The sequence below is a fragment of the Shewanella sp. FJAT-51649 genome (assembly GCF_019457435.1).
In the GTDB taxonomy this organism is placed as follows: Bacteria; Pseudomonadota; Gammaproteobacteria; order Enterobacterales; family Shewanellaceae; genus Shewanella; species Shewanella mangrovisoli.
In genome coordinates this window covers 2595840-2608489 of sequence record NZ_CP080411.1, presented here as the reverse complement: position 1 = coordinate 2608489, position 12650 = coordinate 2595840, and the positions used below count along the sequence as shown (strand labels likewise).

Below are 12650 nucleotides of genomic sequence, written 5' to 3'. Positions count from 1 at the left end.
GCATCTTTTGAGTGCGGCGTTTTTTATTGTGTCCAGCGAGGTGAAGAGTGCTTCGCGCTATTGACTCGTATTGACGTTGGGCGCCTTAAGATCCATATGCATTTTGATCAAATGCTCCTCCATATCAAAAGTCACTTTAAAGCCTAGGCTCTTGGCAAGGCTTGCCATATTGCGGTTTTCAAACATGGTAAAGCCCGTCAGCACTGGGGTATCGTTGGCTTGATAGTATTTAATCAATTTTTCGAGCAGCAATTTACCCAGCCCAATACCCTGATGATCGCCCCGTACCGCCATGGCAAATTCGGCTTCGGTATTGTCGGGATCGATGGAGGCCCTGACCGCGCCTAAGGTGATGTCATCACCGTCCGGTCCCTTGGCGGTGGCGATAAACGCCATTTCGCGGGCGTAGTCGATTTGGGTCAGTACCGCCATTTCCTCGTGGGTCATCTTAGAGCGCACGCCAAAGTAGCGTTTGTACCTATCTTCATCGGAGAGGGAATTATCAAAGGCCAAATGCTTGGGCTCATCCTCGGGCAAGATGGGGCGCAGCATGACCTTAAGGCCATTTTTAAGCTCGGCAAATTCCTCTAACTCCTTGGGATAGGGCATAATGGCAAGGCGTGAGGTGTTATCGGTATTGGCGTCGTGCAGACGGATATTCACATCGAGCAGGGTGATGTTTTCTCCCGCCGCCAGCACAGGGTTAAGATCTAACGATGCTATCTCTGGGCAATCGATGATGATGTGGGAAATTTGCGTCAGCATCACGCATAGGGCGTTCATATCCAGCCCCAGCGGTAAATGTCTGTCCTTTAACTTATGGGTCTTTAAGGCTTGGATCACCATGTAGCGGGCCAGCGCCATATTGAGTGGCGGCAAGGCGACCGCCGCATCTTGTGTGGGATCCCACTCCGAGCCGCCTTCACCTAAACAGATGGCAGGACCAAAGACGGGATCGCTTATGACGGCAACCCGAATTTCCTGCGCGCCCGCGGTCAAGGCCATCTTCTGCACTATCATGCCCTCGATAATCGCGTCGGGATTGGCCTGATGTACCCGCTGAGTGATTGCGTTGGCGGCATGGCGAATATCTTCCGCCGAAGTGAGGTTAAGCATGACGCCGTGGACATCGGATTTATGCAGAATATTCGGCGATTGCACCTTGAGGGCGAGGGGATAACCCGCCTCATTGGCAATGGCGACGGCCTCATCGGCATCTTTGACAAACCAAGTGTCGATAGTATTGAGGCCATAGGCGCGCAAAATCGGGCTGGCCTCGTGGGTTTCGAGTACCGCTTTGCCCTTGGCCTGCGCGGCTTGCAGCAGTTTGCGTGCCGTTTGGCTGTCGGTCGGAATATTGTCGGGGATAGACTGTGGCACTTCCTGCAGCAGTTTTTGGTTACGGCGATATTCCACCATATGCATAAAAGCGCCGACCGCACCTTCGGGGGTGCGATAGGTGGAGATGCCTCCCTTGGTAAAGCGTTTGCGGGCCTGATAGGCCGAGTCTTCACCGCTCCAGTTGGTGAGGATATTTAAGCGGTTTTTCTTTGGATGCGCGTGGATCACTTTAATTAAGGCATCGGCAATTTCGACACTTTCGCCAAGGGCGGAGGGCGAGTGCAGCACCAAAATGGCGTCTAATTCTTCACAATCCATCAAGATATTGAGTGCGCTGGCGTAACGGCTGGCGTTGGCATCGCCGATAATATCGACGGGGTTTTGCTTCGACCACGTATTGGGCAGCACGGCATCGAGTTTGGCGATGGTCTCTTGGGATAACTCCGCCAGTTTGCCACCGCGCAGAATAAGTTCATCGACGGCCAATACCGCTGGTCCGCCACCATTACTGATAATCCCTAATCGCTCGCCCTGCAATGGATTAGAGTGGGCGAGGCTTTCTACCGCGGCAAAAAGTTCAATTAAATCATTCACCCGCAGCATACCTGCGCGCCTAAAGGCGGCTTCGTACACGGCATCGTTGCCGCCAATGCCACCCGTATGCAACTTGGCAGCACGCACTCCTTCGGCGCTGCGGCCGGATTTAATCACTAATATTGGCTTATTGCGGGAGGCTGCGCGGGCGGCGGAGAGGAAATGGCGTTTCTCATTGACCGAGTCGATATACAACATGATGGCGCTAGTACGACTATCGCGGCCGAGGAAGTCGAGCAATTCATCGAAGTTAATATCGGTGGCATCCCCAAGGGAGATAAAGGATGAAAAGCCAATACCTTTGTTGTTGGCCCAATCCAGTACCGTGGTACAAATCGCCGCCGACTGCGACACAAAAGCAATTTTGCCGGGCAGGGCGCTGGCATGGGCCAAACTGGCATTGAGCCCTAACGGCGGCAATAACATGCCCAAACTATTGGGGCCAAGGATACGCATGCCGTAGCGTTTCGCATGTTGCATGGCTAAGTCGAGTAGGCTGATACCTTCTTCATTGACCTCCTGCGCCATGCCGGATGCCATGATAATCGCCACCTTACAGCCGAATTGCGCCAGGGTTTCGACGATGGTGGGCACGCGACTGGCACGGGTACAAATGACCGCCAGATCGGGCTTTATCGGCAAGGCTTCAATATTGGGATAGGCAAGCACACCCATCACGGCGCGGTATTTTGGCGTCACGGGCATGATGGGGCCAGAAAATCCGCTCGAGAGCAGGTTTTTCATCAGCACATTACCGGCGCGTTTCTCACTATTGGAGGCGCCAATAATGGCTACGGATGTGGGTTTAAATAAGGAGTGTAATGTACGTTGACTCATAAATGATCCCATCCCAGTCGAAGACAACGCCAGTGTAACCTAGGCTTTGCAGGCTGCACAGCTAAGTTTATGTATCCACTAGACAAGTCTATGAGTTAATCAGCCATTCGCCTGATAAAAAAAGCCGTTCTACTGATTTAGTTGGCGCCAAATCACTATTCGTACAATTTTTGCGCACGCCGTGCTGATTTGAGCGAAAAAAATCAGTTAGTCGTTTGAAAACCCCTGAATATGAAACTACTTTTTAATCACAGATCAATAATTGCGAAGTCTCTATGACATACAAGGATGGCATTGTTGCAGTGTTTGCAGCAGTAATAGGATATTTTATCGGCAGCTTAGTCAGTTTTACGCTGAGTACCTTAGTTGCCGTGTTTATCATGCTCGGTTGGCAATTCTATCGACAATCCTCAGCCTCTCAACCCATAGCTCACTCCTTTGTCACTTCCGCAGCGAGCGGCGACTGGCAAGATCAGCTTAATCTCTATCAAGAAGTGTCAGTGTCATTAAAAACCTGCGAGCAGAGTATCGACGATGTGCTGTCGGTGCAGTCGGATGCGGTTGATTTGCTAGGTGGCGCCTTCGATGGCTTAGGTAAATTAATGCACGAGCAAAGTGAGTTTATCTCGGCATTGGTTCATAGCGCCGATGATGAAGAAATCTTTCACTCAGAGCAGATGAAGCTATTTGCCAATAACACTTCGATGACGCTAGAGCGTTTTATTCAATCGACCATTGAGATGTCTGCATCGAATATTGATCTGCTCGAAAAAGTGAATGTGATTTATGAATCTATGCCTCAGGCGATGAAGGCACTGAAGGATATAGACCAAATCTCTTCGCAAACCAATCTATTAGCCTTAAATGCGGCAATTGAAGCCGCCCGCGCGGGCGATGCGGGCAGGGGCTTTGCCGTAGTGGCCGATGAAGTGCGCGCCTTATCTAATCGCAGCGCCGGTTTTAGCGAAAGTATTCAAAAGCAATTACATACCATTCAAGTGCAAATCGAGCAGCTTACTCATCAAGTGAGTAAAGTCGCTGCTCAGGATATGTCTTACATTATTGAAGCGAAAAAAGATCTTGATACCGCGCTGGAGCAAATCATTGTTAAAGCAGAAAAAGATGCCGCAGTGATTGACAGAATCGATGCCTCTGCCCATGAGTTGGAAAGCGCCATTGCAGACGCTATTCGTGGCTTGCAATTTAGCGATATCACCTCCCAAAGTATGATTTACACCAACCAGACGCTGCAACATTTGCGGGAGTCCTTAAATAGTGTCACCGCGATGTCGCCTGAAGAATTTGATGAGCAGTGTGATGGTCTTGTATCCCAGATCAGTGGTCGGCGTAAAAATACCCATAACCCAGTCTCAGCAAGCCAAATCAGTTGCGGTGAAATTGAGCTTTTCTAAATAGGGACATTGTGATGGCTAATATTTTCTACATCTCTTTGCCGGAACGTTTTGATTTTTATCACCATAAAAAATTCACCAACGATTATCAAAAGGCCTTTCTCGAAGAGGACATTAAGCACTTAGTGCTGGATTTTAGCCGCGTGCTGTACATTGATAGCTCGGCCCTTGGAATGATGGTGTTGCTGCATCGAAAAGCGTTGGAGCGACAGATCAGCACGGCGATCCGAGGTTTGCACGGCCAAGCGGAAGAGATTATCAGCATAGCTAATATGGGTCGTTTGTATCTTGTCGAACGGGATGTATAAGTGCCTAAAAGCCAACGCTATATTCTGGTCATTGAAGATGACCTAGTGACAAACCAAATTATTACCGCGTTTATTCACAGTAAAGGTTGGGGGGTGATCACTTGTTGTAGTTTAGAAGAGGCCAGTGAGGAAATTTACCAGCAGAATATTGAGCTTATCTTATTGGATTATTTTCTACCCGATGGTTCGGCTTTAACGCTTTTAGAAAAATTAAGATATTGCGAATCCCCTGTACCAGTGATTGTGATTAGCGCTGATAATGAGTATCAAAAAATATTATCTTGTTTTAGATTAGGCGCCCTCGATTACATTATTAAACCAATTAATTTAGAGCTATTTTGGCATAAAGTTGAAGGTCTGCTCGCACATTTTTCCTTAGAGAAACAAGTTAAGCAACAACGCTCCATTTTAGAAAAGATGCTATATCAAAAGGCCCGCGAAGAACAAATGGCGAGGCATTTATTTGAGCATCTTGTCAATATCGGTAATGTCACTTACGACTTTGTCAAAACGTTTACCCAAGCCAGTGCCAATTTTAGCGGCGATATTATTCTCAATACCGTGGGGCCTAACGGTAATTTCTTTTTAATCATTGCCGATTCCACCGGCCATGGATTAAGCGCGGCCATGCCGATTTTACGGGTGGCGAATACCTTCAGAGCCATGGTGGCGAAAGGCTTTAATCTCGTCAGTTTGATTTACGAGCTCAATGCTAACGTGTATGAAGACAGCCCTGGCGACCGTTTTGTTGCTGCTATGGTATTGGAAGTCGATTTCTTTAAGAATCAAATACATCTTTGGAATGGCGGCATGCCGGATGCACTGCTTTACCTAGATGAGTTTGAGGGTTCAACTGGGCATAGCGAGCTGGATCATATACAAAGATATCGCTCTAAAAATATGGCACTGGGTATTTTATCGCCTAGTTCGTTTATCGCTAATATTGCTACATTCCCGATCCCTAAAACTGGCCGAATTTGTCTACTCAGCGACGGTTTAATCGAGCAACAGAGTAAAGGCGGTGTTTTTTTTGGCATGGATAGCGTGATTTCACTGCTGAGTTTTTATGGCCGTGATTTAACCGAGCACCTTAAAGCAAAACTCACAAGTATTTTTGAACATGAGATAACCGATGATATTGCCGTCTGCGTACTCGATTTTGAGTTATTAAATAACTGGTATCGAAAACGAGAACATAAATCGAGTCAAATATGCATGAAAGGGGAGTTTGCCTGGGCGATAAAAATGATGGGGTCAATGCTGTTAAATGTCGATTATTTAAATTCACTGAATCAGTTTTTGAATATTTTTGGGTTTTCTACTACGTTTAGTCAGAGGGTATTTACTGTTGTTTCTGAGTTAGTTACCAACGCAGTAGACCATGGTGTGCTTAAGTTAGATTCGCGACTTAAAAATGATCCCGAGAGCTTTGAACTGTACCACAGTATACGTGAAGGCAGCATAGACAAATTGATCGCTTCTGACTGGGTTAAGGTCGAGCTCGAATGGCATGCACAGTTAAATGAACTCAAGATTATCGTGTCCGACAGTGGTGAGGGTTATATCCCCAAAGAGCAGGCAGCATCAACAGATTGGTTTCAAATTTCGGGTCGTGGGCTTTTATTAGTCAAGTCTCTTTGTAAGAGCTATGAATTAGTGGCTCCAGGAAATAAAACTAAAGTCATAATGGAATTGTAAATGAGCAAAAAAATATTAATTGTTGATGACTCGGCCGCGATTAGACAGATGGTCGAGGCGACATTAAAGTCGGCCAATTACCAAGTCGTATTAGCAAAGGATGGCCGTGAAGCCTTAGATTTATGCGGTGGGCAACGATTCGATTTTATTTTGACGGATCAAAATATGCCCCGTATGGATGGCTTAACCTTAATCAAATCCCTCAGAGGCATGTCGGCCTTTATGCGCACGCCGATTGTGATGCTGACCACTGAAGCCGGTGAAGATATGAAGGCCCAAGGTCGAGCTGCTGGCGCCACGGGATGGATGGTCAAGCCCTTTGACCCCCAAAAGTTATTAGCTATCACAGCCAAAGTGCTGGGCTAACTTAGGTCGGGGGGATGCTATGTCCATTAATATGGCAGAGTTCCATCAGGTTTTTTTTGAAGAAAGCCACGAACATCTTGAAAATATGGAGCAATTGCTCCTTGCACTAGATTTAGCCGCCCCCGATCCCGAAGAATTAAATACCATCTTCCGTGCTGCCCATTCGATTAAAGGGGGCAGTGGCATTTTTGGTTTTACCGCGCTGACCAGCGTGACCCATGTAATGGAGAATTTGCTCGATAAAACCCGAAAGGGCACGTTTGAGCTGTCATCCTCCGTCATTGATCTCTTGCTTCGTACCGTCGATACCCTGTCACATATTTTAAATCTCTATCGAGAAGAAGAACCTATCGATTGGCAACAGGTGGAGTTTGCTAAAAACCAGTTAGTGGCGGCGTTAAATGGTGAGCCGTTTTCGACCCAGGCTGCCAAGGTTGTCGAGACCGCTAACCAAGAGAAACCTGCTGCAGTATCAACCAATTCGGCGTCGCAAGAAGAGGCGAGTTTTGGTTTTTTTGAAGATGAGGTCGAGCTGGGGCTGGTCGATGAAACGGAACATTTCGGCTTTTTTGACGAGGCTTATACCGCAAAGGAAATCCGTGTCGAGGATATTCATTCAAACGCTGCGGATTCAGCAACCCATGCTGCTGTGAGTGATGATGAATTAGGTTATGGCTTTTTTGAATCACTGACGGCAGAGAGTTTTGCAAATGAGCTGGACGCATTATCAACACCCGCTAAGGATACGCAAGTAACCGATAAGGCGGTACATAAAACCTTGGCTGAACAATCTGACGCCAAAACGACTCGCTCAAAAAAGCCGCCTAAAGATAGTGCTCAACTTAAATCTCAAGCGACTACGGATGTAAAACTGGAGGCGCAAACCCACTTAGCTTCATCCCCTGCGCAGAATACGACATCATCGACACCCGCCGCCTCTAGCCAAGTGGCGAAAAAGGCGAGCACATCGAGTCAAGATGCCACCTTGAGGGTGGAAACCTCCAAGATAGATACCTTAGTTAATCTGGCGGGCGAATTGGTGATCACCCAATCCATGCTCACTCTTATAGGCAATGAACTGGGCGGTGAATTAGGTGAGCGGCTTAAAACCGCGCTCAATGAGTTAGAGCGCAATACCCGGGAAATGCAGGAAGCCGTGATGTCGGTGCGCATGTTACCCGTGTCGTTCGTGTTTAACCGTTTCCATCGTTTGGTGCGGGATTTGTCGGAGCAGCTTGGCAAAAATGTCACTCTGGTGATTGAAGGCGGTAACACTGAAATTGATAAGGGAATGATCGAAAAGTTGGTCGACCCTTTGACCCATCTCGTACGCAACAGTCTAGACCATGGTATTGAAAAGCCAGAAAAAAGAGTCGCGGCAGGTAAAAGTGAGGTCGGTGTGTTGTCCCTTAAGGCGAGTCAGCGTGGCGGCAGTATAGTGATCGCCGTTCACGATGATGGCGGCGGTTTAAACCGCGAGCGCATTTTGCAAAAGGCCCGGGAAAATGGCATGGCACTGCCTGAGAACATGACGGACAAGCAAGTATGGCAATTGATCTTTGCCGCGGGGTTCTCAACGGCCGCTGAGGTCACCGATGTCTCTGGTCGCGGCGTGGGTATGGATGTGGTGCGCAAGAATATTGAGGCCTTAGGCGGTCGCATCGATATTGATTCCGTTGCGGGCGAAGGCGCGACCTTCGAAATCCAGCTTCCTCTTACCTTAGCCATAGTCGATGGCATGAGCGTCAGCGTGGGCAATCAAATCTATATCTTGCCCTTAGTGCACATTATTGAATCGATACAGCCGCAAACCGAGCAGCTTAAATTTTTGGCTAAAGAGCGGTTACTCAGGGTGCGGGAAGAATATTTACCCCTGCTAAACCTCTATCAATTAATGGAAATTGAACCTCAAGCTAAGACGCCAGAAGCCGGCATAGTGGTCTTGCTCGAAAGCAATAATAAACGCTTTGGCCTGTGTGTCGATGCACTCGTCGGGCAGCAACAAGTGGTGATCAAGAGCCTTGAAAAACACTATCGGCGGATCCCCGGCGTATCGGGGGCAACCATTATGGGCGATGGCAGCGTGGCCTTGATCCTCGATGTTGAATCACTTGCACTGCATATCAAAAATTAACTAAGGATGTCGCAATGGATAACCGCACGAACACGGCGAGTAAGCAGGAATATAGCGTTCACGATGAGGTCGAGTTTTTAAGCTTTGTGCTGGGTGAAGAACATTATGCGCTCGACATTATGTCGGTGAAGGAGATCCGCGGTTATGAACCCGTCACTAAAATTGCCAATGCGCCAAGTTTTATCAAAGGCGTGCTCAATCTCAGGGGCGATATCGTTCCGATTGTCGATTTAAGGATGAAGTTTGCCGTGGGCAGTGCGACCTACAACGAGTTCACCATCGTCATTATGTTGAATGTGTTTGACCGTATCGTCGGGATTGTCGTTGATGCGGTATCGGATGTGATTAAACTCGCCGCCGAAGAAATTCTACCCGCCCCCGAGTTTGGGGTAGCCTTCGATAGCCGTTACCTTAAGGGGCTGGCCACGGTAGAAGACAAGATGATCATTTTGGTAAATATACAGGCTCTGATCAGCAGTGATGAGCTGGGTCTAATTGATGCAAATAGTCTGTCTGATCAGGAGTAATCATAATGGGTATTTTCAATGTGTTTGGAAATGAAGAGGCGCGCCAGCAAAAGGAAGAAGAGCTGCAACGCTATTTCCAATTATTAGATAACAGCGGCAACAGCTTTATGATCGCCGACAGCAACCGCAATATTATTTACGCCAATAAAGCGGTATTGAATATGTTATCCGAGGCCGAGGCGGATATTCGTAAAGAGCTGCCGCAGTTCTCTGTGGCGAAGGTGGTGGGCAGTAATATCGATATTTTCCATAAAAATCCGGCCCATCAACGCAATATGCTCGAGCGCCTTACCCAATCCCATACGGCGCAAATCACCATAGGGAAGCGGACTTTTAAGTTGATCCTGACGCCCATTATCACCCGCGAAAATAAACACTTAGGCACGGGCGTTGAATGGATTGATAGAACTGAGAGCATAGAGTCCGAGCGGGCGACGCAGCGCATTTTAGAGGCGCTGAATAATACCAGTACCAATGTGATGATCGCCGATGCCAACCGCACCATCATCTATATGAACCGCTCGGTGGAGTCGATGCTACGACAATCTGAGAGTGAGATAAGACAAGCGCTACCGCATTTCTCCGTGGATAAAATTCTTGGTAGCTCGATGGATATTTTCCATAAAAATCCAGCCCATCAAGCCAGTCTGTTAGACAAGCTCGACCGTAAGTATGAATCGCAAATCAAAGTGGCGAGTTGTCACTTCCGCTTAACTGCCAGCCCGATTATTTCCAAAACTGGTGAGCGGTTAGGCTCTGTCGTCGAATGGCTCGATCGCACGGTCGAAGTGCAAATCGAGCAGGAAATCTCGCGCATCGTCAATGCGGCTGCGGCGGGGGATTTCTCCCAACGGGCCGAGACGCAAGGTAAGCAGGGTTTCTTCTTGATGCTCGCCAATAGCCTCAACGCTTTAATTGAAACCTCGGATCGTGGTTTACAGGATGTGGCGCGGGTACTGATGGCGCTCGCCGAAGGTGATTTAACCACGCGTATCTATAATGATTACGAAGGCACCTTTAATGATTTGAAAAACTATTCAAATCAAACGGCTGAAAAGCTCTCTTACATGATAAGAGACATCCAAAAAGCCGCCGATACCATCAATACCGCCTCTTCAGAAATCGCCCAGGGCAATGCCGATTTATCGAGCCGCACCGAGGAGCAAGCATCGAGTCTTGAACAAACTTCGGCGAGTATGGAAGAGCTGACGGGCACAGTGAAGTTAAATGCCGACAACGCCAGTCAAGCCAATGCACTTGCCTCTAAGGCCGCTGACGTTGCCGTCGATGGGGGCGAGCTTATTCAGCAAGTGGTGCAAACCATGGCATCGATTAACGAATCGGCACGTAAGATCGCCGATATTATTGGGGTTATCGATGGCATTGCCTTCCAAACCAATATCTTAGCGCTTAATGCCGCGGTCGAAGCGGCCAGAGCAGGCGAGCAAGGCCGTGGATTTGCGGTGGTGGCCTCTGAGGTGAGAAGCCTAGCCCAACGTTCGGCTAATGCAGCCAAGGACATTAAGGCCTTGATCTCAGACTCTGTGACCAAAATCGAGAGCGGCAACAGTTTAGTCGGCAAATCCGGCGATACTATGAAAGAAATCGTCATCGCCATTAAACGGGTGAACGACATTATGGCGGAGATTGCCTCGGCCTCGAATGAGCAGGCTATTGGCATCGATGAGATCAGCAAAGCCGTGGTGCAAATGGATGAAATGACGCAGCAAAACGCGGCCCTAGTGGAAGAAGCCGCGGCCGCAGCCGAGAGCATGCAATCACAGGCGCAGCAATTAGCCGACAGTGTGGCCAATTTTACCGTGGATGAAGACACCAGCGCTGCGCCCAAACCTGTGGCGAGCACCAAAAAGTTAGCGGTTAAACAACCGTCATCGACAGTGGCTCGCATGCCCGTGAAACCTAAGGCGATGGCGCCAAAGGTCAATAAAGCCGACCAAGACGAATGGGAAGATTTTTGATTGAGCGAACATCAACCTCTAGGGAAAGAGTTTGTTTTTACGGCGGCGCACTTTAATACGGTGAAGACACGGCTGTATCAATTTGCCGGGATTAAGTTAGCCGACAGTAAAGACGCTATGGTGTACAGCCGTTTAGTCCGGCGGATCAGGGCGCTGAAGTTAGCGGGATTTACCGCGTATTTCGAGTATTTGCAGGCAAACGAGGGTGAGCATCAGGAGTTTATTAATGCGCTGACCACTAACCAGACGGCGTTCTTTCGTGAGCCGCATCACTTTGAGATTTTAAGGCAATATTTGCAGGCTCATCCGCATACCAAAAGGATCTGGTGTGCGGCCAGCAGCACTGGGGAGGAGCCTTATTCAATTGCCATGGTGGTTGCGGAGCATTTTGGCCGTTTTAATACTCCCATCGAAATCGTCGCCTCCGATATCGACAGTCGGGTGTTATACAAGGCGCAAACAGGGATTTACCCCATCGAGCGTATCGAGGCGGTAAGTGCTGAGCGCAAGAAGGCGTTTTTTCAGCGTGGACGTGGGGCACAACAAGGCAATGTGCGCGTGGTCCCTGAACTTAAACAGATGTTGCATTTTACGCGGCTTAATTTGGTCGATGAGTTTTGGTCAATCAAGACGCCCATCGATGTGATTTTTTGTCGCAATGTAATGATTTATTTTGATAAAACAACGCAGGAAAGCATTCTTAAACATATGATGCTTTCCCTTGCCGACGATGGACTCTACATCGCTGGCCATTCGGAGAACTTTAATATGTTTCCCCAAATCATTAAGCCCGTGGGCCAAACAACCTACAAGGCGGTAAAGGGAGCTTGAGTGCCAAAACCGAATATTGAGTACCCTGTTATTGAGCCGAATCGGTATTTTGACCATCATTTTGGCTGTGACGCCGTAAAAATTCTACCAGGAGAATTCTACGCCACACGGGATCAAACCATGATAGTCACAGTGTTAGGCTCATGCATTTCAGTATGCCTCTATGATCCTGACTTAAGAATTGGGGGAATGAACCATTTTTTATTACCGAGCGATAACGGCAACAGTTCTGGGATATTAACCGATTCGGCCCGCTACGGTGTATACGCCATGGAGTTGCTGATTAACGAGTTGCTCAAACTCGGTGCGCGGCGCCGCGCCTTGGTCGCTAAAGTGTTCGGTGGCGGCAATATGCTCAATGGGATCACCGCCCATAATATTGGGGAGCGCAATGCGGAGTTTGTGCTCGAGTATTTGCAGGTGGAGCAAATCCCGATATTGGCGGCGGATTTACTCGATTTTTATCCTCGAAAAGTATATTTCTTCCCCGGGACGGGATTAGTCAAAGTACGAAAAATCAAAACGATGCATAACAGCACCATTATGGACAGGGAAAGTGAATATCGCCTACGGATCAGGAATTTGCCCAGTGGCGGAGATGTAGAATTTTTTGGTGACTAAGC

At 48.3% G+C, this 12650-nt stretch carries 10 protein-coding genes; 9 read left to right on the top strand and 1 reads right to left on the bottom strand.

What is annotated here, in order from left to right; genetic code table 11:
- Positions 1-57: 57 nt before the first annotated feature.
- On the bottom strand, positions 58-2772 hold the full coding sequence (locus K0H59_RS11650; RefSeq protein WP_220053225.1) for an acetate--CoA ligase family protein: 2715 nt from the start codon (positions 2770-2772) through the stop codon (positions 58-60).
- A gap of 275 nt (positions 2773-3047) precedes the next feature.
- Between K0H59_RS11650 and K0H59_RS11645 the strand changes: the two genes are divergently transcribed.
- Genes K0H59_RS11645 through cheD form a run of 9 tightly spaced genes read left to right on the top strand, consistent with a single transcriptional unit; the run spans position 3048 to position 12648 of the window.
- Complete coding sequence (locus K0H59_RS11645) at positions 3048-4184, top strand: methyl-accepting chemotaxis protein (RefSeq protein ID WP_220053224.1); 1137 nt, start codon at positions 3048-3050, stop codon at positions 4182-4184.
- A 14-nt stretch (positions 4185-4198) separates the two neighbouring features.
- On the top strand, positions 4199-4492 hold the full coding sequence (locus K0H59_RS11640) for an STAS domain-containing protein (protein ID WP_220053223.1): 294 nt from the start codon (positions 4199-4201) through the stop codon (positions 4490-4492).
- Positions 4493-6190: a fused response regulator/phosphatase gene (locus tag K0H59_RS11635; protein WP_220053222.1), complete on the top strand. Its 1698-nt coding sequence runs from the start codon at positions 4493-4495 to the stop codon at positions 6188-6190.
- Positions 6191-6556: a response regulator gene (locus tag K0H59_RS11630; protein ID WP_011622857.1), complete on the top strand. Its 366-nt coding sequence runs from the start codon at positions 6191-6193 to the stop codon at positions 6554-6556. It begins immediately after the preceding gene.
- Positions 6557-6575: 19 nt separating this feature from the next.
- On the top strand, positions 6576-8690 hold the full coding sequence (locus K0H59_RS11625) for a chemotaxis protein CheA (RefSeq protein ID WP_220053221.1): 2115 nt from the start codon (positions 6576-6578) through the stop codon (positions 8688-8690).
- Between the two features lie 14 nt (positions 8691-8704).
- On the top strand, positions 8705-9217 hold the full coding sequence (locus K0H59_RS11620; protein WP_011717167.1) for a chemotaxis protein CheW: 513 nt from the start codon (positions 8705-8707) through the stop codon (positions 9215-9217).
- A gap of 5 nt (positions 9218-9222) precedes the next feature.
- Positions 9223-11196, top strand: a complete 1974-nt coding sequence (locus K0H59_RS11615; protein WP_220053220.1) for a methyl-accepting chemotaxis protein — start codon at positions 9223-9225, stop codon at positions 11194-11196.
- Positions 11197-12027, top strand: a complete 831-nt coding sequence (locus tag K0H59_RS11610) for a CheR family methyltransferase (RefSeq protein WP_220053219.1) — start codon at positions 11197-11199, stop codon at positions 12025-12027.
- Positions 12028-12648: a chemoreceptor glutamine deamidase CheD gene (cheD, locus tag K0H59_RS11605; RefSeq protein ID WP_011717164.1), complete on the top strand. Its 621-nt coding sequence runs from the start codon at positions 12028-12030 to the stop codon at positions 12646-12648. It abuts the gene before it with no gap.
- The last annotated feature ends 2 nt before the right edge of the window (positions 12649-12650 follow it).

Coding starts and splice junctions, on each gene's coding strand:
- K0H59_RS11630 (WP_011622857.1), top strand. CDS start 6,191: ATGAGCAAAAAAATATTAATTGTTGATGACTCGGCCGCGATTAGACAG.
- K0H59_RS11625 (WP_220053221.1), top strand. CDS start 6,576: ATGTCCATTAATATGGCAGAGTTCCATCAGGTTTTTTTTGAAGAAAGC.
- K0H59_RS11645 (WP_220053224.1), top strand. CDS start 3,048: ATGACATACAAGGATGGCATTGTTGCAGTGTTTGCAGCAGTAATAGGA.
- K0H59_RS11640 (WP_220053223.1), top strand. CDS start 4,199: ATGGCTAATATTTTCTACATCTCTTTGCCGGAACGTTTTGATTTTTAT.
- K0H59_RS11615 (WP_220053220.1), top strand. CDS start 9,223: ATGGGTATTTTCAATGTGTTTGGAAATGAAGAGGCGCGCCAGCAAAAG.
- K0H59_RS11650 (WP_220053225.1), bottom strand. CDS start 2,772: ATGAGTCAACGTACATTACACTCCTTATTTAAACCCACATCCGTAGCC.
- K0H59_RS11620 (WP_011717167.1), top strand. CDS start 8,705: ATGGATAACCGCACGAACACGGCGAGTAAGCAGGAATATAGCGTTCAC.